The following is a 21,439-nucleotide window of genomic DNA, read 5'->3' as shown; positions in this document are numbered from 1 at the left end:
TTTGTCCTTGGGGATGGGGTGGGAGATGGGTTCCCGCCTTCGCGGGAATGACGTTGCTTTATGGGTGGGGGCAATTTGCATGGACGAGGAAATCGAGACGCTGGTGGTGCGGGTTCGGGCGGATAGGCAGGGGTTGAGCCGCGAGGTCGAGGCGATGCGGGCGGGGCTGGAGGGGCCGTTGGGCGAGGGGGCCGAACGGGCCGGGCGGCGGATCGAGCAGGGGCTGATGCGGGCGGTAAGGACCGGCAAGTTCGGGTTCGAGGATTTGCGGCGGATCGCGCTGTCGGTGCTGGACGAGATTGCGGCGGGCGCGGTGCGTGGCGCGGTCGGCGGCGGTAGTAGCGGCGGCGGGCTGGTGAGTTTGGGCGCGTCGCTGCTGACGGCGGCGCTGGGGCTGCCGGGGCGGGCGACGGGCGGGCCGGTCGCGCCGGGGCGGGCCTATATGGTGGGCGAGCGCGGGCCGGAAATGTTCGTGCCGACGAGCAGCGGGCAGGTGGTCGCGGGCGGCGGCGGTGCGCGTGACGTGCGGGTGAGCATCGCGGTCAACGGGCGGGGCGGCGAGAGCGAGCCGCGCTTGCTGGCGCGGAGTGCGCGGCAGGTGGCGCGGGCGGTGAAGGGGGCGCTGGGCTGATGGCGGGACTGGATTATTGGCTGGCGGATGCGCGGCGGGGGCAGGAGACGCGCTTTATCAAGCGGTTTGCGCCGACGCATTGGACCGTCAATTTCCCGCGCCCGATGATGGCGAGCGTGGTGACGACTGCGCCGGATGCTGTGCGGGTGGATGCGGTTTTCTATGGGTCGGGCGATCTGGCGGGCCTGATCTGGGACGCGGTGGATGGGTGGAGCCATCCGCTGCTGGCGCTTGAGACGGCACGGGATTTTCGCGACTGCGTGCTGCGCTTTCGCTGGCGCAGCGGGGGCGTGCGCAGGCTGGACGAGACGCATGGGCCGACGCTGACGATCGAGGGGCGGGACGCAAGCGGGGTGGCGCGGGCCTGGTATGTGCGCTTGTGGAATTATGCGAGCGGCGGGCCGGAAGATGCGGAGATACTGCTGGATTTTGCGGCTTTGGATGGTGGCTATCTGTTGCCTGACGAGAGCGATCCGGTGTGGGCGGGGGATATCGACCGGATGTTCATCTCGCTGGTGCCGCCCGATTATGATGCGGGGGCGACGCCCTTTGCCGGGGCGCAGGAGGGGTGGGCCGAACTGACCGGGATGCGGTGCGATGGCGCGGGGTCGGTGCTTGTCGTGGGCGATGTGATGCTGCCCGAACATGGGCTGGGAATCGCGACCGGCTATGATGATTGTTTCAACCAGACGCCGCAGCGGGTGGTCGAGGCGATCCATGCGCTGGGCTATCGCGGGGCGATCAACCATTATGTGGGCATGAGCCATTATTTCCGGCTCGAACGGGTGGGCGAGGGGCTGTTTGTCAGCCTGAGCGGGGGCGCGCTGAATGCGCCGTGCGCGGCGTGGCACCGGGATTTTGCGGCGCAGGCCAGGCGGCTGGGCTTCGATGTGATCTGGTCGCTATCCTATGAATTGTTCGATGCGCATTGCTGGAACGATTGGAAGCAGCGGGCGGGCAATGGCGACCCGGCGCTGACCGGGTGGGTGCCGCCATCGACATTGCTGTCGCCCGCGCATGTTGGGGCGATGGGTTATTTGCAGGCGGTGGCGCTGGCCTTTGTTTCCATAGGGTTGGCGGCGCTATTGCCGATCCGGTTTCAGGTGGGTGAACCCTGGTGGTGGGTGATGCCCGCCGATGGGCGCATATGCCTCTATGACGACGCGGCGCGGGCGGCCTTTGGCGGCGATCCGGTGGCGATTCCCGATGTGCGGGGGGAACTGGATGCGGCGCAATGCGCGCTGCTGGATCAGGCGGGCGCGGTGTTGGCGGCATCGACGGCGGCCTTGTGCGCGGCGGTGAAGGCGGCGGTGCCGGAGGCGGTGACGCATTTGCTGGCCTATCTGCCGACGATATTGGACCCGCAGGCCCCGGAGGCCAAGCGGGCGAACATGCCGCTGGGCTGGGCAGCGCCTGCCTTCGATGTGCTGCAACTGGAAGATTATGACTGGGTGACGGAAGGGCGGCCCGCGCGGACGGCGCAGGGGGTGGCGCTGGCGACGGCGCGGCTCGGCTATCCGGTGGACGAGCAGCATTATTTGTCGGGCTTCGTGCTGATGCCGGAACAGGCCGCGCAGTGGCGGGAGATCGTGGCGGCGGCGCAGGCGTCGGTGGCGCGGGGGAGCGCGGCGACCTTTATCTGGGCGCTGCCGCAAATATGCCGCGATGGCCTGACGCTTTTCAGGCGGGATGGGGAGGATGCGATGCAAGCCTTTGACGATGTAGTCTTTCCTCTGGGAATAGGGCGGGAGGCGAGCGTGTCGCCCGCCTTTTCGACGCAGATCGTGGAAAGCCCGTCCGGGCATGAGCGGCGCAGCAGTGATTGGGCGGATGCGCGGCTGTCGTTCGACGCGGGGCCGGGGGTGCGGAGCGAGGCGGATATTGCCACGCTGATCGCTTTCTTTCGCGCGCGACGGGGAGCGGCGCGGGGGTTTCGCTTTGCCGACCCCTATGATGATCGCAGCGGCGCGCCGGGGAGCGTGCCGGGGCCGCTGGATCAGAGGCTGGGGATGGGCGACGGGGTGCGGACCAGCTTCCAACTGATGCGCCATTATGGGGTCGGCGCGGAGGCGCAGGGGCGGATTATCACCCGGCCGGTAGCGGGGACGATCCGGGTGGCGGCCGATGGGGTCGAGATGAGCAGCGGATGGAGCCATGCCGGGCTGGGGGTGATAGCGTTCGACGCGGCACCGGCGGACGGCGTGCTGCTGACCGCCGGGTTCCGCTTCGACGTGCCGGTGCGCTTTGCCGAGGACCGGATCGACATCAACCGCGCGACCTTTGCCGCCGGGGAAGCGCCGTCGGTGCCGTTGGTGGAGATACGCGAATGAGCGTGGGGGAGATGCTGGGTCAGCCGCTTAATACGCTGGCCTTTTGCTGGCGGATCGAACGGCGCGACGGGGTGACGATCGGGCTGACCAGCCATGATCGCGACCTGATGATCGGCGGGCTGCTGTATCGCGCCGCGCCAGGGATGACGCCATCGGCCATCCGCAGCGGCATCGGGCTGGACGGCGAGGATAGCGATGTCGGCGGGGCGCTGACGAGCGAGGCGATCAGCGAGGCGGACCTGATGGCGGGGCGCTGGGACGGGGCGGCGCTGGAATTGCGGCTGACGCAATGGGAGGCACCGGGGGCGCTGTGGCTGTTGCTGGCGTCGGGCGAGATGGGCGCGGTGGCGCGCAAGGGGGCGGCCTTTACCGCGGAGCTGGTCGGGGCGGCGGCGGTGCTGGGGGCGGCGGTGGTGCCATCGACCGCGCCCGATTGCCGCGCGCGGCTGGGCGACCGGGCGTGCCGGGTGGATATGGCCGGGCGGCGGCGCGTGGTGACGGTGACGGGCGTGGTGGATGCGGTGGTGGCGATCGGCGGGCTGGCGGCGGGGGACTATGCGTTCGGCACGTTGCGTTGGCTGGGCGGGGCCAATGCGGGGCTGACGCAGGGGGTGGCGGATAATGATGCGGCGGGTGTGACGCTGACTGATCCGCCACCCTTTGTGGTAGAGCCGGGGACGCTGGCGCTGCTGACGCAGGGGTGCGACCGGCAGTTGGCGACCTGTGCCGGGCGCTTTGTCAATGCGGTCAATTTTCGCGGCGAGCCTTATTTGCCGGGGATGGACCTGCTGACGCGCTATCCCGGCGCATGAGCGGGGCGACACGGATCGTCGCGGCGGCGCGGGCGATGGTGGGGGTGCCGTTCCGGCTGCATGGGCGGAGTGACGCGGGGGTCGATTGTGTCGGGCTGGCGGTTTTGGCGCTGGGGCGGGCGGGACAGGGTGCGATGGCACCGGTCGCTTATGGGTTGCGGAGCGGGGATGTCGGGCTGGCGGAGCGCTGGCTGGGTGCGGCGGGGCTGGTCCGGGTGGGCGAGGGCGCGCCGGGCGACCTGGCGCTGGTGCGGCCGGGGCCGTTGCAACTGCATCTGATGATTTTGGTGCCGGGCGGCTTTGTCCATGCCCATGCGGGGTTGCGGCGGGTGGTCGAGATGCCTGGGGTTTCGCCCTGGCCGGTGGTTGGCTGGTGGCGGGCTGATGGGGGGCGCGCAACGATAGGGTGACACCCCTCCGTCTGGCCTGCGGCCAGCCACCTCCCCTGGAAGGGGAGGATTTTTAAGGGGAATAATCATGGCGACGGTGGTGCTGACGGCGGTGGGGACAGCGTTGGGCGGGCCGATCGGGGCGGCGATCGGCGCGGTGCTGGGCAATGTGATCGACCGGGAAATCCTGTTCAAGCCCAAGGGGCGCGAGGGGCCGCGCCTGTCCGATCTGCAGATTCAGACATCGACCTATGGCGCGCAAATTCCGCGCCTGTTCGGGACGATGCGGGTGGCGGGGACGGTGATCTGGGCGACGGACCTGAAGGAAGTGCGCAGCAAGAGCGGCGGCGGCAAGGGGCGGCCGAGCGTGGCGAGTTACAGCTATAGCGCGAGTTTCGCGGTGGCGCTGTCAGCGCGGGCGATCGGGTCGATCGGGCGGATCTGGGCCGATGGCAATTTGCTGCGCGGGGCGGCGGGGGATTTCAAGACGGAGCTGTCGGCCTTTCGCGTGCATGTGGGCGGCGAGGACCAGCCGGTCGATCCGCTGATCGCGTCGGCGCAAGGGGTCGCGATGACGCCTGCGCATCGGGGGATGGCCTATGTGCTGTTCGAGGATCTGGCGCTGGCCGATTATGGCAATCGCATTCCGTCGCTGACATTCGAGGTGGTGGCGGATGCGGGGCCGGTGTCGGTGGGGGCGATTGCGGCGGATTTGAGCGACGGCGCGCTGGGGGGCGAGGGGCTGCCGGAGGTGGCGGGCTTTGCGGCGAGCGGCGGGGATGTGCGTGAGGCGATTGCGGCGCTGAGCGAGGTGCATGGGCTGGCGTTGCAGAGCGATGCGGGGGGATTGCGGCTGGCGGTGGCGGGTGGCGTAGCAGCCGCGCATGTCGAGGCGGCGATGCTGGTGCGGCGGGTCAATGGGCGGGCGATGGATGCGGTCGAGCGGTCGGCGGCGGCGGCCGAGACGGTGCCGGTGGCGCTGTCGCTGCGCCATTATGACGGTGCGCGCGATTATCAGGCTGGGGTGCAGCGGGTGATGCGGCCGGGGCCGGGGCGGGTCGAGCGCGGCGTCGAACTGCCTGCCGTGCTGGAGGCTGGCGCGGCGCGGACGCTGGCGGGGGCGCGGTTGCAGGCGGGATGGGCCGGGCGGGCGACGATGACGCTGCGGTGCGACTGGTCGGCGCTGGCGCTGGCGGTGGGCGCGGTGGTAAGCGTGGACGATGCGCCGGGGCTGTGGCGGATCGAGGAGCGGGAATGGGAGGGCATGGCCGTGCGGCTGGCGCTGCGCCGGGTGCCGGGGGCCGGGCCGGTGATGCCGGGCGCTGCGTCGTCCGGCGCGATCGTGCGGCAAGTGGATGCGCCGCATGGGGCGACGCATTTGGCGCTCGCCGAATTGCCGCCGCTGCGCGAGGGGCTGGCCGACGGGCCGCTGATCGTGGCGGCGGCGAGCGGGGGCGCGGGGTGGCGCAGCGCGGCGCTGTTCGTGATGAGCGGGACGGGCGAGGCGGTGCCGATCGGGCCGAGCGCGCCGCGCGCGGTGGTCGGCGTGGCGGAGACGGCCTTGCCGGTCGGGAGCGCGGTGTTGGTGGATGCGCGCCATGCGCTGACGGTGGCGTTGCTGGCCGACGATATGGATGTGTTTCCGGCCGATGAGGCGGGGCTGGCGCAGGGACAGAACCTGTGCCTGGTCGGGCGCGAGTTGATCCAGTTTGCAGGCGTCGAGGCGCTGGGGGGCGGGCGCTATCGGCTGAGCGCGTTGCGGCGCGGGTTGCGCGGGACCGAATGGGCGATGGCGGGGCATGAGCCGGGCGCGGCTTTCCTGCTGATCGCGGAGGATCGGCTGGTCGAGCCGCTGATGGCGCTGGGCGGGCAGGGCGAGATCGGCGCGATGGTCGAGGTGCGCGCGGTGGGGCGCGGCGATGCGGTGCCGGTGGCGGCGATGCTGACGATCGGCGGTGACGCCGTGATGCCGCCTGCGCCGGTGCATCTGACCGCGCAGCCGACGGCGGACGGCTGGGCGTTCGGCTGGACACGGCGCAGCCGCAACGGATGGCGCTGGGCGAGCGGGGGCGACGTGCCGTTGGGCGAGGAGAGCGAGCGCTATGCGGTGACGGTGCTGGACGGCGGGGCGGTGGTGCGGGCTGCGGAAAGCACGGTGCCGCAATGGCAATATGATGCGGCGATGATCGCGGCGGACGGCGTGGCAGGCCGCGCGCTGGTGCTGGACGTGCGCCAAGTGGGGACGCTGGCGATCGGGCGGGCGGCGCGGATCGATTTTACCGTCTGACATTGGCGGGACTTTATCGGGAGACGGGATATGGACGGAACGCCGCGATGGGCCTTGCCCTTTTTGTTCGCCGGGCAGGCGCAAAAGGAAATGTTCCACAATGAGGCGCTGGTGCGGATCGACGCGCTGGTTCACGGGGTCGCGCAGAGCGCGGACCTGGCCAGCCCGCCGGTTGCGCCGGAGATCGGCCAATGCTGGATCGTCGCTGAGGGGGCGACGGGGGCGTGGGACGGGAATGACGGTGCGGTGGCGTTATGGACCGACGGCGGATGGCGATTTATCGCCGCGCAGGCGGGATTGCGGCTGTTGGTCGTGGATCGCGATCATGCACTGCAGCATGATGGCAGTGCGTGGCGGGGTGCTGCCGAGCGGGGCGACGGGCTGTATATCGACGAGCTGAAAGTCGTCGGGACGCGGCAACCGGGAATCGCAGCCCCGACCGGGGGCGAAACGATCGACGCGCAGGCGCGTAATAGCATCGCCTTGCTGCTGACTGCTTTGCGGGCACATGGCCTCATTCATTCGTAATTCTGTAACAATCCCATTTTTTTGTTGGGATGTTTACCTTTTAGCATTAGGGGGAGGTTAAATAGCCTGAACCGTCCACGAACAGCGTGCTACTGCGCTATTTTTGCAACGGTTTCTCTATTTGTGGACTTGCCATGAAACCTTCTTCCCGATACAGGGTTTCAGCAGTCCTTCGTGACACTTTTGAAAGGGGAATTCAGATGCGGAAGCTTGCCCTCGCGGCTGCTCTTGCTACCACTGCCTTGGCCACCCCGGCTATGGCACGTGACGACAGCTGGTACATTGGCGTAGACGCCGGTGTGCTCCTGGTCGAAGACCAGAACATGACCTTCTCGGCTGTCCCTCCCGGCGGTTCGGTCGTTCCTTCGATCGACTACCATAAGGGTTATGACGTCGACGCCAACATCGGCTACGACTTTGGTGGTTTCCGCCTGGAGGCCGAAGCGGCCTACAAGCGCGCCAAGATCGATTTCGATCGTACCGACGGCGGCTTCGGCGGCGCAGCTTCGGCTCTGTCGTTCATGCTGAACGGCTTGCTGGACTTCGGTCCCGATGACGGCCTGCAGGGCTTTGTCGGCGGTGGTGTTGGCGTTTCGCGCGCCAAGATCGCTTCGGACATCGTCAACGACAGCGACACCGGTTTTGCATGGCAGGCTCTGGCCGGCGTGCGTTACCCCGTCACCAACAATGTCGACGTTTCGCTCAAGTATCGTTTCTTCAACCAGGACGATATCAAGCTGATCCCGGCTTATCAGAGCATCTATGGCCAGGCCGGTTCGACCGCCGATACCAAGCTGCGCACGCACAGCCTGCTGTTGGGCCTGACCTACAACTTCGGCGCACCGGTTGAAGCGGCTCCTCCGCCGCCCCCGCCGCCGCCCCCGCCGCCCCCGCCGCCTCCTCCGCCGCCGCCTCCGGTCGCGGAATGCAGCCCCGGACCGTACATCGTGTTCTTCGAATGGGACAAGTCGGACGTCACGCCTGACGCCGCCACCATCCTGGACAACGCGGTTTCGGCCTACAGCAACTGCGGCAGCGCCCAGGTCATGCTGGCAGGTTATGCGGACAAGTCGGGTTCGGCTTCGTACAACGTCGGTCTGTCGCAGCGTCGCGCTGACGCCGTTAAGGCCTATATGGCGTCGAAGGGTATCCCTGACGGCGTGATGACGACCCAGGCGTTCGGTGAAACGAACCCCCGCGTCGAAACCGCCGACGGCGTTCGCGAACTGCAGAACCGTCGCGTGGAAATCACCTACGGTCCCGGCTCGGGCATGTAAGATTTTCCGTCCTTCGGGATGGAGAATGGATGAGGGGCTGGTCGCAAGACCAGCTCCTTTTTCTTTGTTGGCGAAAGATGTAAGAGTATTGCAGGAAACTTTCTAGTGCAGCACACATGCTTCCACTATGCTGTCTGTCCATATGACATATATTATATGATTGCGGGCAGGGATTGCTTTAGGGGAAGTAAGTGATCGAGATTAGTGATCCTAAGCCTGTTTCATTAGCATGGTCATTAGTATGTATGGCTGCGAGTTTGGTCGTAGCCGTGTCCTTCAACGAAACGATCCTACCTGATAAGGGCAAGGTAGTTTTTTTGGGTTTTTTCGTAACTACGTTCGTTGGTAAATCAATCGTTGGAATGGCAAGCAGAAATACGATCACGATATTTGTTTCGGCTGTTGCTCTGGTTCATATTGCTTTGATTCTAGTCGCGCCTCGCGATAGCCTTTATTCGGGAGGCATTCTCTTTCCGATTGGGATCATAGACATCGGTGTTTGTTATCTAGCTTTCCGCTGGATGCAAAAAGCCCTGGACGTGAGCCGCTAGACTGGTCATCCGCCCATCGCCGCGAAAGGACCATTAGGAAGTGGCGGTCTCGCACCTTGCCTAATGGTGAGGTAGCACCGCTCCATATAATCAGGTTCGCATCGACCGCCCTGTTCGCTGAGCGGCGTCCAGTGGGACGGCAGGCTCTGCGCTCGTCAGTGATGCGGTATTTCCTCCCGCAGTCCCACCATTCCGCTATTATTTCGGTTCCGTGATGACAAACGGGAGTCGATCCGCAACAAAAGCCATCCTGTCGCGTTGCTCGATAATCCATATCCCTAGGAGTCTGCCATGCATTTTGCGCCATTTCTTGCCGCCCTGCCTTTAGCTCTGGTCGTTGGCGCTTGCGCAACTACTACGCCTGATGCCGCATCCACGGCCGCGCCGATGGCGGGGACCAAGCTGATGGCGGGCGATGGTAGCGCGCGGGGTGAGGCGATGATCACGCAGGCGGCCGATGGGCTGCATGTCGTGGTCAAGGCGATGGGCCTGACGCCCGGCACGCATGCTGTCCATATCCACACAACGGGCACCTGCACCGGCCCCGATTTCACCAGCGCGGGCGGCCACTGGAACCCGACCAATCGCCAGCATGGCAAGGATAATCCGGCGGGTATGCATATGGGCGACATGCCCAATATGCTGGCCGGACCGGACGGCACGGGCGAGATCGAATATCATGTTGCGGGCGGCATGATCAGCGGTGGGGCGATGCCGTTGATGGATGCCGATGGCGCGGCGGTCGTGATTCATGCGCAGGCGGACGATAATAAGAGCGATCCGGCCGGTAATGCGGGCGGGCGCATCGCCTGCGGGGTTATCGCCGCCAAGTGATGCTGTGGCGCGGCGGGCCTGGCCTGCCGCGCTTCAATCTTGGAAATCGCCTTCGCCGACATGGGCGCCGAAACGGGCGATCGCGTGATAGCTGGCCCCGTCATGGCCGAGATGGCTTTCGAACAGGGCAAAGCTGTCGACTACAAAGGGCGGGCTGGTCAAGGCAGCGTGGCGGGCGAGGAACGGGTCGAGCAGACCGCCGCCCCGGCCAAAGCGCGCCAGCGTGATATGCGGCCGATAAGCGCGGCCTTCGGGCGGCAAGCCGATGGCGACGCAGGCGCGGTCGATCTTGCGGTGCAGGCTGGCGAGGGGATCGCGCGGTTCGACCCCGGCCCACAGGGTGTCGACCACGCCCTTGCGATCGAAGAGGCCGACCCCCGCGACAGCGACGTCGAAGGGCGTAAAGCGGATCAGGCGGAGCGCATCGACAAGGTCGTTGGCGCGATGACGATCCACTTCGCCGACGAAGCGCAGGGTGAGATGGAGTTGGGCATCGCTTTGCCACCGGGCACCGGCTACGTCCGCCATGATGGCGAGCAGCGCGGCACGATGGCTGGCAGGAGGGCGGACGGCGACGAACAGGCGATGCATGGGGCCGTGATAGCGTTTAGCGAACGCCCGCGCCAATTGTAACGTAAGAATGCTGCTGCACCCCGGACTTGAATATGCCGGGCAAAAGGGCGATAATAGAGGTGTCGGCATTGGATGACCGACAAAGGAGACGAATTTCATGGCCAACTGGTCCGACCCCCGTTCCGACACCCGTTCGAATATGGCGGGCTTTGGCGGCGCGACCGCTGACCGTAGCGCGGCGTTCGACGCCGGACTGCGCAGCTATATGCTGTCGGTGTATAATTATATGGCGAGCGGCGTCTTGCTGACCGGCGTCGTCGCGATGCTGTTTGCGTCGAGCGGCATGGCCGCGCAGGTGCTGGGCGGTCCCGGCATCCTGAAATATGTCATCATGTTCGCGCCGTTGGTTTTCGTGATGGTGCTGAGCTTTGGCATCAACAAGCTGTCGACGGCGGCTGCGCAGGGGCTTTTCTGGGCCTATGCCGCGGTGATGGGCCTGTCGCTCTCGTCGATCTTCCTGGTCTATACCGGCACGTCGATCGCGCAGACCTTCTTTGCGACCGCCGCCGCTTTCGCGGGCCTGAGCCTGTTCGGCTACACCACCAAGAAGGATCTGTCGGCATTCGGCACTTTCCTGATCATGGGTGTGGTCGGGCTGTTCGTCGCGATGCTGATCAACCTGTTCCTCCAGTCGAGCGTGATGGATTTGGTCATCAGCGGCGTCGGCGTGCTGCTGTTCGCGGGTCTGACGGCCTATGACACGCAGAAGATCAAGAGCATGTATGCCTATGTCCAGGGCACGGACATGATGGGCAAGACGGTCATCATGGGGGCGCTGAACCTCTATCTCGACTTCATCAACATGTTCCTGTTCCTGCTGCGCTTCATGGGCGGCAGCCGCGACTGATCGATTGCGGTGAGAGAATAGAAAAAGGCCCGGCGGAGCGATACGCCGGGCCTTTTCGTTTTGGGCCTTCGCGCAACAGCGTGTCTCGACTTCGCTCGACACGAACGGGATCGATTAGGCTGGCTTCTGCATTTCGGCGATGAGGGCGTTGTCGATCGCCTTTTGCCGTTGATAGGCGGGGCGGGTGCGCAGGCGGTCGGCATAGGCGGTCAGCGCGGGTGTCGCGGGCATGGTGCCGAAGGCGAGACCCCAATCGACCTGCGACCCCACATAGACGTCAGCGGCGGTGAATTGGTCGCCGCAGATCCATTGGGGCACGGAAACTGCTTGTTCCAAAGCCTGCAGCACGTCGTCGAGCGTGCCATAGCCAGCCGCGCGCTCGCGGCCTTCGGGGACGACGAAGCCCATCGCCTTGTTGGTGATGGCGGATTCGAGCGGCCCGGCGGCGAAGAAGAGCCAGCGATAATAAGTGCCGCGGGCATCGGTGGGCGGAGCGAGATTGGCGGCCGGGAAAGCGTCGGCGAGATAGGCGCAGATAGCGGCGCATTCGGTGACGATGGTATCGCCATGGCGAATTGCGGGCACCTTGCCCATCGGGTTGATGGCGAGATAGTCGGGTGCCTTCATGGTCGTGCCATAGTCGAGAATGACCGTGTCATAAGCGACGCCGGTTTCCTCCAGCATCCAGCGGGCGATCTGCCCGCGCGACATGGGGTTGGTGTAGAAAGTGAGGCTGGTCATGGGATCGACTCCTGATGGGCGGCGACGACTATGCGGCAAGAGCGGCGGCGGAACCAGTCGGGGGATCGTTGCGCCGTTCAGGATCTATAGGTTTTTCGTCATCCCCGCGAAGGCGGGGATCCATCTCAGGCCCTATCGAAAGACCGAAGGTTGGGAGATGGGTTGGCTGACGCCGAACTTCGTTTCCCGCCTTCGCGGGAATGACGATGACTCGTGTGCGATCCACATTTCGCAACGATGCCCAGTCGGGGAACGGGTCATGCGAAATATGTCCGAATTTTCCGATTTTTCCTGGCGCGATTCAGAGATAGGAAAGGGCTGCGCGTTAATAAGTTGCGATATTGCTCATGCTTCATGGTATTCCTTTATGATCCAGGCCCGGCCCGTACCGTCGCAGCAGATGCAGGGGAGACGCATGTTGGAAGATCGGATCGCCAAGCTGTCCGACGTGCAGAAGCAATGCCTGCGCCTCGCCGCGAGCGGACGCAGCTCCAAGGAAATCGCGCCTGAAGTCGGCCTGTCGCACCAGACGGTCGATCAATATATCCACCGCGCCCGCGTCACGCTGGGCGCGGAAAATCGGCGCGATGCGGCCCGTATCCTGATGGATGCGGAGAGCGCGCAGCCGTTCAAACAATTTGAATTAAAGCCGTCCCGCCTTGATGACCCGCAGGATTCCTCCATTGTGGACCTACCGGCTGCCGAGCCAGTGACGTTAGTCGAACGGATCGGCCTGCCGCCCATTGGAGGCAAGACGAATGACCTGACCGTTCAGCAGAGGCTATATGCGATAGCCCGGATTGCCTTTTTCCTGATGATCACCGCGACGGCGATCATCATCATCAGCAAGGGTGCGTTCGTCGTCCTGTCCTGACCCTGACGACGCCGCCTGACCTTTCCATCTTTTCAACCTAGCAACGTGGAGCCATGCGGTTCCGCGAGGGGATATGCCATGCCTGATTATAATCCGATGCTCGCCCGCCGTGTCGTGACCGATATCGGCCGCACGCATAATGCGATCGATGGGGCGCTCAAGAAGCTGTCGATGCTGACGACCGACGTGCTGGAAGCGTTCAGCGACGCGCAGTTGAACGACGCGATGACGCAGCCGGTGCTGGAAGATATCGCCAACGGCTTTTCGACCATCGTCGCCGGGCGTGGCGCGTTCGTCAGCGCGCATCAGAAGCTGATCGAGATGAAAATGGAGTCCAATCTGCGCAAGGTGGAGATTGGCTGCTCGATCGGCCCGATCTGTCCGCTGCCCTTCGTCGAGGAAGCGCAGCTGCGTGAGGTTGCCTAACCCGATCCGCAATGATGCGGTGCCTGTGACCATGAGGTGACCCCACGGCCATGCTGCTTCTGACCTATTGGATCATGACTCTTTGCTGCTGCATTTATGCAGCGGCGAAGGGCGGCACGACCGGGCGGGCGGGTGCGGCCATCGTCCTGTTCAAGACGGTGGCCATCGCGCTCGTTACCTATGTCGAGCGCGACTGGCAGATCACGTCCTATTCGCTGTTACAGGTGGATGCGGCGTGTCTGGTCGCCTTTTTATGGCTGAGTTTGCGGAGCGACGAATATTGGCCGCTCTGGTCGACCGCCTGCCAGTTTCTGGCGGTGGCGATCCATGTGACGACGCTGGTGCAGCCCGAACTGACGCCGAAGGTCTATCAGGGGCTGCATAGCTTGTGGGCGATACCGATGCAGTTGTTCATGCTGCGCGGGATCGTCCTCGACCGCTGGTTCCGGCGGCGGCGCGGCAGGATGATCGCGGCATGACGCGGCTGCATCCCCTATCTGGAAAGTCCGTGGCGATGAGCCAAAGCTATCGAATATTGCATGTCGATAATGACAGCGACATGCGGCTGGTGGTCGAGATGGCGACGCTGCTGGATACCGGCATGACCATCCGCAGCGTGCCGAGCGGCGCGGCGGCGATCGACCTGTGCCTGGCGCAGCATGCGCGACCGGACATTCTCATGCTGGATTATCGTTTGCCGGACATGAGCGGGCCGGAATTATTGCGGCGGTTGCGCCGCGATCCCGCCTTTGCGGACATGCCGGTCATTTTCCTGACCGACAGTTCGGGCCATGAGGCGGAAGAGGAAATGCGCGCGCTCGACCCCGCCGGGGTGTTGAGCAAGCCGTTCAATCCGCTGTCGCTGGCGATCGACATTCGCCTGATGGCCGATCGCTGGAGCGCGATGCACTGATTGCGTGCGGGTCGATCATGGCGCTAGGATGCGGCATGACCGACCCGCTTGCCATCACCCCCGCCGACATTTCCGACGCCGCCTGGATCATCGCGGCGGCGGCCGTCCGCACCCCGCTGATCGAGAATGACCGGCTCAATGCTCTGTGCGGCGGGCGGGTGCTGCTCAAGTTCGAGGGTGCGCAGCGGACCGGATCGTTCAAATTTCGTGGGGCCTATAACCGGCTGGCGCGGCTGAGTGCGGCGGAGCGGGCGGCGGGCGTGGTCGCCTGGTCTTCGGGCAATCATGCGCAGGGCGTCGCCGATGCCGCGCAATTGCTCGGCATCGCGGCGACCATCGTGATGCCCGCCGATGCGCCCGCGATCAAGCTGGCCAATACGCGCGCGCTGGGGGCGGAGGTCGTGACCTATGACCGGCTGCGCGAGAGCCGGGAGGCGATCGCGACCGCGCTGGCAGAGCAACGGGGGGCAACGCTGGTGCCCTCGTTCGACGATCCGTTCATTATCGCGGGGCAGGGGACGGTCGGGCTGGAGATTGTCGAGCAGGTCAAGGAACGGGATGCGACGCTGGGGCAGGTGCTGGTCTGTTGCGGCGGCGGCGGGCTGACGGCGGGGATCGCGACGGCGGTGAAGGCGCAAGTGCCCGACGCCGCCATCTATACGGTCGAACCGGTGGGCTTCGATGATACCGCTCGCTCGCTGCGCAGCGGGGTGCGCGAGGCGGTGGCGGCGGATGCGCGGTCGATCTGCGATGCGCTACAGGCACCGATGCCGGGCGCGATGACCTTCCCGATCAACAAGGCGCTGGTTACGGGCGGGCTGGTGGTGACTGACCGGCAGGTGCGGGACGCGATGCGCTTTGCCTTTTCCACGCTCAAGCTGGTGGTCGAGCCGGGCGGGGCGGTGGCGCTGGCGGCGATGATGCACGGGCTTGCGCCGCCGACCGACGGGGTCAGCGTGGTGGTGTTGTCGGGGAGCAATGTCGATCCGGTGGATTATGCGGCGATATTGACTGGGACGGATTGAGGCGCGCGCGTTTTGATCCGTTCGTTTCGAGCGAAGTCGAGAAATGTTTGCGCGGGCGTTTCTCGACTTCGCTCGAAACGAACGGGGTTTGAGGGCTATTGCGTCAGTGGGCGATGACGCGGACGGCGAAGGCGGCGGCGGCGGCGCGGGTTTCGACGCCGAGTTTCTCGAAAATCTGTTCCAGATGCTTGTTCACGGTGCGCGGGCTGATGACCAATATCTCGCTGATGACGCGGTTGGGTTTGCCATAGCTGATCCAGAGCAGCACTTCGGCTTCGCGCTGGGTGAGGCCGAAATGGCTTTGCAGTCGGGCGATGTCGGCGAGCGGGTCGAGATGGTTGAGGCGGATCAGCACTTCGTCGCGGCGGGGGCGGCCGACGATGATGAGTTCGACGGTGTCGCCGCCGGGGCTTTCGGTCTTGACCGTGGTGCCCGATGGCAGATCGTCGGGGAGCAGGCGGGCGACGGGCGCGCGGAGCATGGCGGGCAGCGCGGTGTCGGTGCGCGACCAAGCGGGTTCGAGCGCTTCCATGAGCTTGTCGGCCCCCGGCGTGCGCCAGGAGAGCGCGCCGTCCGCGCCAACGGCGATGAGATTGCGGCCGGTGGCGTCGAGCGCATAATGGCCGCCCTGGGTCTGGCGCGCATTGGCCATATGGACGCGGACGCGGGCGAGCAGTTCCTCGACCACGATGGGCTTGCGGACATAATCGACGCCGCCCGCTTCGAGCGCATGGACGACATGCTCGCTTTCGGTGAGGCCGGTCATGAAGATGATCGGCACCGGCGCGCCCTGGGGCAATTGTTTGATCGCGCGAGTTGTTTCGAAGCCGTCGAGGCCGGGCATCACCGCGTCCATCAGGATGAGGTCGGGGACGACATGGTCGAGCAGTTCGAGCGCCGCTTCGCCGCTGGTGGCGATGAGGACGGAGATATTCGCCGCCTCCAGCGTGTCGGTGAGGAAGCGCAGGGATTCGGGCGTGTCGTCCACGACGAGGACGGTGTCGGAACGCGGCGTCGGGGTGGTCATTTTACGGCCCTTATGATTTTTATCAGCCCCTTGAGGTCGAAACGGTCGAGATGGGCGAGCATCCGGGCGGCGAGCGGCTGCGCCTGCGGCACGGCTTGCTCCAGCGCGCGGATGCTCGATTCGATGCCGCGCACATGGCCGATGATCGCCTTTTGCTCGATATCGGCCAGGATCGGCAGCGCATCCTCCGGCAGATCGGGCAGGAGGAGGTCGTCGGGCGCGGGGGTTTCGAGTGGCGGTGCGTCGCCGGTCCAGCGGATATGCAGCTGATCGGCGATTGCGTCTAGCAGCGCGTCGAGATCGACGGGTTTCATCAGGAACATGTCGTGCGCGGCGCGGCCGTCGCCGCCGCGATGATATTCATGGGCGTTGGCCGACACCATGATGATCCGCACCTTGCCGCCCAGCGTTTCGCGTAGCGCCCGGCTGATGTCCCAGCCGGATTCGCCGGGCATGGAGATGTCGAGCAGCACGATGTCGGGCGCGTCGCGCGCGGCGATGTCGAGGCCTGCGCGACCGCTGAGCGCTTCCATCACGGTGAAGTCGAGCGGTTCGAGCAGGCCGCGCAGCACCGCGACCTGTGATGGGTCATCATCGATCAACAGCACTTTGCGCCGGTCGCCAACATAGCCGGAAATCCGGTCCACCGGGGGCGCGTCCTCGATCGGGTTGGCGACATGGCCGAGCATCAGGCGGACGGTGAATTGCGTGCCTTTGCCGGCTTCGCTGACGACCGAGAGGTCGCCGCCCAATATCTGGACCAGCGCCTGGGTGATGGAGAGGCCAAGGCCGATGCCCTTTTGCCGCTGCGCGTCGGGATTGCTGCCGCGCTCGAAGGGGTCGAACACGCGCTTCAAGTCGTCGGGCGCGATGCCAAGGCCGGTGTCGATGATGTCGAAGGTCGCCATCTGGCTGCGATAGGCGACGCGGAAGGTGACAGAGCCGGTGCGGGTGAATTTGATCGCGTTGGAGAGCAGGTTGATGAGGATCTGGCGCAGGCGCTTCTGGTCGGTGCGGACGAAATCGGGCAGCTTTTCGGGCCGTTCGAACAGAAATTCGATGCCCTTGGACTGGGCCTGCGGGCGGAACATATTGGCGATCTGGTCGACGAAGGGGGCAAGGCGGACGGTTTCGCTGCTGATGCGCAGGACGCCGCTTTCGACCTGCGAAATGTCGAGCAGCCCTTCGACCAGATTGGTCAGATGTTCGGCGCTGCGGCGGATGATCTTGGCGGCTTCGACGGGCGCGATGTCGTGGCCGCGCTCCATCAATTGCGCATAGCCGTAGATGCTGTTGAGCGGCGAGCGGATTTCGTGGCTGACGCTGACGAGATAGCGGCTCTTGGCGGCATTGGCGGATTCGGCGGCTTCCTTCGCCTTTTGCAGTTCCGCGCCGGTGACGTCATGGGCGATCACCTCTTCCATCAGCTTTTGCACATGATGCTCGCTTTCCTGCATCGCGGTGCGGCGGCTTTGATGGGCGAGGACGATCATCCAGGCGATGACGCCGCCGATGAGCGAGAAGAGGAGGAAGAGGCCGAGCATCAGGCTGGACATCTCCGCCGCAATGTCCGGCATCCGGCGGCCGATCTGCCAGTTGATGCCGCCCAGCAAGGCGGCATTGGCGATGGTGATGGCCGCCATGACGGCGATGAAATGGCCGACCGGCGTATGGACGTAGCGGGCTATGCGTTGGGGGAGCAGCCGTTCGAGCCAGCGCGCGGCCTGCTGCGTGGCGCGGCTGTCGGATTTGCAGCGGTCATGGCAGCGCGCCTCCAGCGTGCAGCAGAGCGAGCAGATCGGCGCGGCATATAGGGGGCAATGCGCCATATCAACGGGCTGAAAGGCATTTTCGCAGATGATGCAGCTCTTGGTTTCCGCCCCCTCGGCCCAGTGCGAGCGACGGGCGATATAGTAGCGGCCATGGGTGAGGAGGGCGATCACCGGCGCGGCGGTGAAGGCGACGGCCATGCCGATGACCGGCGCGAAGGCCTGCGCCAATTGTCCCAGCAGGCCCAGATGCGCGCTGCCCGATACGAGGATGGACAGCAGCATTGCGCCTATGCCGACAGGGTTGATGTCATAGAGATGGGCGCGCTTGAATTCGATGCCCGCAGGGGACAGGCCGAGCGGCTTGGAGATCATGAGGTCGGCCGCGAGCGCACCGATCCAGCCCGCCGCGACGGTGGCGTAGAGGATCAGGATCGCCTCGATCGCGTCGAAGATGCCGACTTCCATCAGCAGCAGCGCAAGCAGGACGTTGAAGATCAGCCAGACGACGCGGCCAGGGTGGCTGTGGGTCAGGCGGGCGAAGAAATTGGACCAGGCGATGGAGCCGGCATAGGCGTTGGTGACGTTGATCTTGAGCTGGCAGATGATGACGAACAGGCCGGTCAGTAGCAGCGACAGGCCAGCATGGCCCGACATGGCGGTGAAGATGGTCTGGAACATCGCCGTTGGATTGGCGGCATCGCTGGCCGAGGCTGCGCCGCCGATCAGATAATGGGCCAGCCAGGAGCCGAGCAGCAGCTTCATGCCGCCGATCAGCGTCCAGCCGGGGCCGCCCGCGAGCATGGCGGCCCACCATTTGCCTTTGCCGATCTTCTTGGCGCTGGGCAGGAAGCGGAGATAATCCGCCTGTTCGCCGATCTGGGGCAGGAGCGAGAGGAGCGTGGAGAGGGCGAAGCCGAAATAGAGCAGGCTGACGCTGCCATCGGGTGCGCCAAGCTGGCCGGTGAAGCGCGACCATTCCGCCAGTGCGGAAGGGCCGGACCAGAGGATATAGATAATCGGGGCGACTTGCAGCACGATCCAGATGCCCTGGGTCGCGATCTGGAAGCGGGTGATGGCGCTCATGCCGTAGAGGGCGATGGGGATGACGACGAGCGCGCTGACCAGATAGGCGACGCTCATCGGCATGCCGGTCATGGCAGTGAGCGCGACCGCCATGATTGTCGCTTCGACCGAGAAGAGCAGGAAGGTGAAGCTGGCATAGATGAGCGAAGTCAGGGTCGAGCCGAGATAGCCGAAGCCTGCGCCGCGGGTCAGCAGGTCGATGTCCAGGCCGTGCTTGGCGGCATGATAGGCGATTGGCAGGCCGATGACGAACATCAGCGCGACGGCGGCGGCGATGGCGGCAACGCTGTTGGCGAAGCCGTAGGTCAGGGTGATGGACGCGCCGATCGCTTCGCAGGCGAGGAAGGCGGTCGCGCCGATCGCGGTGTTGGCGACCTGCCCTGCCGACCAGCGCCGGGCGCTGTCGGCGGTGTAGCGCAGGGCGTAATCCTCCAATGTCTGGCTGGCGACCCACTTATTGTAGAGTCGCTTTTCGCGCAGGACATAGGCGGCGCGGTCCATCAGAGGGCGGCGGCGTCTGCGGGATAAGGGCGCAGGCCGCCGGTGGCGACGATGAAATCGATGACGGCGGGCAGGCCGATATTGTCTTTGAGGTTGGTGAAGAGGAAGGGGCGCTGCCCGCGCATTTTCTTTGCGTCCCGGTCCATGACGCCCAGGTCCGCGCCGACCAGCGGGGCAAGGTCGATCTTGTTGATGAGGAGGAGGTCCGAGCGGGTGATGCCGGGGCCGCCCTTGCGCGGGATCTTGTCGCCCGCCGACACGTCTATGACATAGATGGTGATGTCGGCCAGTTCCGGCGAGAAGGTGGCGGCCAGATTGTCGCCGCCGCTTTCGATGAAGATGAGTTCGAGGCCGGGGAATTTGCGGTGCATCGTGTCGACGGCGGCGAGATTGATGCTGGCATCCTCGCGAATGGCGGTGTGCGGGCAGCCGCCGGTTTCGACGCCCATGATGCGTTCCGGCACCAGCGCGCCGGAGCGGGTGAGAAACTCCGCATCTTCGCGGGTGTAGATGTCGTTGGTGATGGCGGCGATGTTGTAATGGTCGCGCATCGCCTTGCACAGCCGGTCGGTCAACGCGGTCTTGCCGGAGCCGACCGGGCCGCCAATGCCGACGCGCAGGGGACCGTTGTGACCAAGAGAAACCGGAGTCATGAGCGGAACAACCTTGTGTAGAGGGTTTCATGGGACAGGGAGGCGAGTTCGAGGTGGGGCGCGGCGGTGCCGAGGTCTTCGAGCGGGGTGACGAGCGCCTTTTCTGCAATGGCAGGAATGGCGTGGGATAGCGCGGCAAGCGCGAGCTGGCCATCGGTCTGGCCCAGCGGCACGAGCCGGACGCCCGCCGAAACCAGGTTGGCGGCGGTGGCGTGGAGCCAGCCGTGCAGCGCGGGTTCGAGCGGGATGGCGTGGACGGCGCAGGCGAGCGCCATGACGGTGGCATGGGCCATGGGGTGATCGCCGTTGCGCGCGGCGAAGGCGTCGAGCGCGGGGTGAGGCCAGGCCTTGCGCGTTACCGAGAGGAAGGAGCCGGCCTGCTGGCGGCTTTCGAGCGCGGTTTCGCTGCTGCCGCGAAAGGCGGCGGCGAGTGCCGAGAGGGCATCGAACGCGGCGGCGTCATCGGCCGCGCGGTAGGCGTGGACGAACAGCACGGCGTCGATCCAGCCGCCGCCGCGTGCCAGCACCGCCTCGACATAGGCGGTGACATGGGCGGCGGTGGTGATGCGACCATCCTCGACCGCTGTTTCCAGGCCGTGGCTGTAGGTGAAGCTGCCCACCGGATAGGAAGGCGAGGTCCAGGCGAGCAGGCGGTGGAGGGCGGCGTCAGCCAGCATGGTCGTGGTGATCGTGGGAATGACCGTGGTGGTGGTCATGATCGTGATCATGATCATGGCCGTGATGGTGATGGCCGCCGCCCGAATAGGCGCCGCCTTCGGGGGTGAAGGGGGCGTTGATCTTGGTCACGGTCGCGCCCAGCCCTTCGAGCATGGCGTTGATGACATGATCGTCGCGCAGGCGGATGGCGTGGGGGTGCAGTTCGGCGGGCAGATGCCGGTTGCCGATATGCCAGGCGAGGCGGATCATTGCGGACGGGTCCGTTGCAGTGGCTTCGACCAGTGCTTCGGGCGCGGCGAGGACTTCGACCAGGCGGCCGTCCGACAGTTGCAGCGCATCGCCATGGCCCAGCACCGTCGCGCGGGCGAGGTCGAGCAGGAACAGCGTGCCATGGTCGGCGGTGTAGACCCAGCGGCGGCGGTGGCGCGCGTCATAGTCGAGCGTGATATGGTCGGCGGCGGGGCCGGACCAGTGGCCGTGGGGGAGGACTTCGTGGGCGGTCAGCATGATGTATGGCTTTCTCGTTCCTCCCCGGTACGGGGAGGGGGACCAGCCGCAGGCTGGTGGAGGGGGCGGTCAGCGGGGTACAAATTTGGCAGGGACGCGCTATGCTGCGCACCCCCTCCA

22 protein-coding genes are annotated in these 21,439 nt (G+C 65.5%); 15 read left to right on the top strand and 7 right to left on the bottom strand.

The features are described 5' to 3' along the window. The first annotated feature begins 79 nt into the window (after positions 1–79). The 9 genes from BSY17_RS07050 (at position 80) to BSY17_RS07010 (ending at position 9,639) form a co-directional block, all read left to right on the top strand. A complete protein-coding gene (locus BSY17_RS07050) occupies positions 80–631 on the top strand; it encodes a tail tape measure protein (RefSeq protein ID WP_069064970.1) in 552 nt (183 codons plus the stop codon). Continuing rightward, entirely contained in the window at positions 631–2,961 is a 2,331-nt protein-coding gene (locus tag BSY17_RS07045; protein WP_069064969.1) for a DUF2460 domain-containing protein, read from the top strand. The genes BSY17_RS07050 and BSY17_RS07045 overlap by 1 nt, the downstream gene beginning before the upstream one ends. After that, positions 2,958–3,773, top strand: coding sequence for a DUF2163 domain-containing protein (locus BSY17_RS07040; protein ID WP_069064968.1), 816 nt, complete (start codon positions 2,958–2,960; stop codon positions 3,771–3,773). The genes BSY17_RS07045 and BSY17_RS07040 overlap by 4 nt, the downstream gene beginning before the upstream one ends. Beyond that, complete coding sequence (locus BSY17_RS07035) at positions 3,770–4,183, top strand: hypothetical protein (protein WP_069064967.1); 414 nt, start codon at positions 3,770–3,772, stop codon at positions 4,181–4,183. Before BSY17_RS07040 ends, BSY17_RS07035 begins: the two co-directional genes overlap by 4 nt. 67 nt (positions 4,184–4,250) lie before the next feature. Continuing rightward, a complete protein-coding gene (locus BSY17_RS07030) occupies positions 4,251–6,449 on the top strand; it encodes a phage tail protein (protein WP_069064966.1) in 2,199 nt (732 codons plus the stop codon). Positions 6,450–6,479: 30 nt separating this feature from the next. Next, positions 6,480–6,977 carry a DUF2793 domain-containing protein gene (locus BSY17_RS07025; RefSeq protein ID WP_069064965.1) on the top strand — a complete coding sequence of 166 codons (498 nt, stop codon included), beginning with the start codon at positions 6,480–6,482 and terminating at the stop codon, positions 6,975–6,977. A gap of 200 nt (positions 6,978–7,177) precedes the next feature. Then, on the top strand, positions 7,178–8,254 hold the full coding sequence (locus tag BSY17_RS07020) for an OmpA family protein (RefSeq protein ID WP_069064964.1): 1,077 nt from the start codon (positions 7,178–7,180) through the stop codon (positions 8,252–8,254). Between the two features lie 191 nt (positions 8,255–8,445). Beyond that, a complete protein-coding gene (locus tag BSY17_RS07015; RefSeq protein WP_150125743.1) occupies positions 8,446–8,805 on the top strand; it encodes a hypothetical protein in 360 nt (119 codons plus the stop codon). Between the two features lie 291 nt (positions 8,806–9,096). After that, on the top strand, positions 9,097–9,639 hold the full coding sequence (locus BSY17_RS07010) for a superoxide dismutase family protein (RefSeq protein ID WP_069064962.1): 543 nt from the start codon (positions 9,097–9,099) through the stop codon (positions 9,637–9,639). A 33-nt stretch (positions 9,640–9,672) separates the two neighbouring features. Here BSY17_RS07010 and thpR read toward each other — a convergent pair whose 3' ends face one another. Continuing rightward, on the bottom strand, positions 9,673–10,230 hold the full coding sequence (gene thpR / locus BSY17_RS07005; RefSeq protein WP_069064961.1) for an RNA 2',3'-cyclic phosphodiesterase: 558 nt from the start codon (positions 10,228–10,230) through the stop codon (positions 9,673–9,675). A 139-nt stretch (positions 10,231–10,369) separates the two neighbouring features. Between thpR and BSY17_RS07000 the strand changes: the two genes are divergently transcribed. Continuing rightward, the gene (locus BSY17_RS07000) at positions 10,370–11,119 is read left to right on the top strand and encodes a Bax inhibitor-1/YccA family protein (protein WP_037474800.1); all 750 of its coding nucleotides are present in this window, start codon (positions 10,370–10,372) and stop codon (positions 11,117–11,119) included. A gap of 114 nt (positions 11,120–11,233) precedes the next feature. Here BSY17_RS07000 and BSY17_RS06995 read toward each other — a convergent pair whose 3' ends face one another. Then, entirely contained in the window at positions 11,234–11,860 is a 627-nt protein-coding gene (locus BSY17_RS06995) for a glutathione S-transferase family protein (RefSeq protein WP_069064960.1), read from the bottom strand. A 157-nt stretch (positions 11,861–12,017) separates the two neighbouring features. Here BSY17_RS06995 and BSY17_RS21865 point away from each other — a divergent pair, with 157 nt between their 5' ends. The 5 genes from BSY17_RS21865 to BSY17_RS06970 all read left to right on the top strand — a co-directional run bounded on the left by BSY17_RS21865 (position 12,018) and on the right by BSY17_RS06970 (position 15,098). Then, positions 12,018–12,734: a helix-turn-helix transcriptional regulator gene (locus tag BSY17_RS21865; RefSeq protein ID WP_237236453.1), complete on the top strand. Its 717-nt coding sequence runs from the start codon at positions 12,018–12,020 to the stop codon at positions 12,732–12,734. Between the two features lie 78 nt (positions 12,735–12,812). Further along, the gene (locus BSY17_RS06985; RefSeq protein ID WP_037474804.1) at positions 12,813–13,160 is read left to right on the top strand and encodes a hypothetical protein; all 348 of its coding nucleotides are present in this window, start codon (positions 12,813–12,815) and stop codon (positions 13,158–13,160) included. Between the two features lie 50 nt (positions 13,161–13,210). Then, positions 13,211–13,639 carry a hypothetical protein gene (locus BSY17_RS06980; RefSeq protein ID WP_083217071.1) on the top strand — a complete coding sequence of 143 codons (429 nt, stop codon included), beginning with the start codon at positions 13,211–13,213 and terminating at the stop codon, positions 13,637–13,639. A gap of 35 nt (positions 13,640–13,674) precedes the next feature. Beyond that, positions 13,675–14,073, top strand: coding sequence for a response regulator (locus BSY17_RS06975; RefSeq protein ID WP_069064958.1), 399 nt, complete (start codon positions 13,675–13,677; stop codon positions 14,071–14,073). Between the two features lie 35 nt (positions 14,074–14,108). Continuing rightward, on the top strand, positions 14,109–15,098 hold the full coding sequence (locus BSY17_RS06970) for a threonine ammonia-lyase (RefSeq protein WP_069064957.1): 990 nt from the start codon (positions 14,109–14,111) through the stop codon (positions 15,096–15,098). Positions 15,099–15,201: 103 nt separating this feature from the next. On the opposite strand, the gene BSY17_RS06965 is transcribed toward BSY17_RS06970, so the two are convergent. From BSY17_RS06965 to BSY17_RS06945, 5 genes are read right to left on the bottom strand one after another with little or no spacing between them, the layout of a single operon-like run. Beyond that, entirely contained in the window at positions 15,202–16,125 is a 924-nt protein-coding gene (locus tag BSY17_RS06965; RefSeq protein ID WP_069064956.1) for a response regulator transcription factor, read from the bottom strand. After that, complete coding sequence (locus tag BSY17_RS06960) at positions 16,122–19,481, bottom strand: hybrid sensor histidine kinase/response regulator (protein ID WP_069064955.1); 3,360 nt, start codon at positions 19,479–19,481, stop codon at positions 16,122–16,124. The genes BSY17_RS06965 and BSY17_RS06960 overlap by 4 nt, the downstream gene beginning before the upstream one ends. Then, complete coding sequence (gene ureG, locus BSY17_RS06955) at positions 19,481–20,134, bottom strand: urease accessory protein UreG (protein WP_069064954.1); 654 nt, start codon at positions 20,132–20,134, stop codon at positions 19,481–19,483. Before ureG ends, BSY17_RS06960 begins: the two co-directional genes overlap by 1 nt. Continuing rightward, positions 20,131–20,850 (bottom strand): urease accessory protein UreF, encoded by a 720-nt coding sequence (locus BSY17_RS06950; RefSeq protein WP_237236451.1) that lies wholly within the window; start codon positions 20,848–20,850, stop codon positions 20,131–20,133. The genes ureG and BSY17_RS06950 overlap by 4 nt, the downstream gene beginning before the upstream one ends. Then, positions 20,801–21,319 carry an urease accessory protein UreE gene (locus BSY17_RS06945; RefSeq protein ID WP_069064953.1) on the bottom strand — a complete coding sequence of 173 codons (519 nt, stop codon included), beginning with the start codon at positions 21,317–21,319 and terminating at the stop codon, positions 20,801–20,803. Before BSY17_RS06945 ends, BSY17_RS06950 begins: the two co-directional genes overlap by 50 nt. Positions 21,320–21,439: the final 120 nt, after the last annotated feature.

The sequence above is a fragment of the Sphingobium sp. RAC03 genome (assembly GCF_001713415.1).
GTDB lineage: Bacteria > Pseudomonadota > Alphaproteobacteria > Sphingomonadales > Sphingomonadaceae > Sphingobium.
The sequence above is the reverse complement of the archived record's forward strand: the minus strand, read 5'-3'. Positions and strand labels throughout refer to the sequence as shown.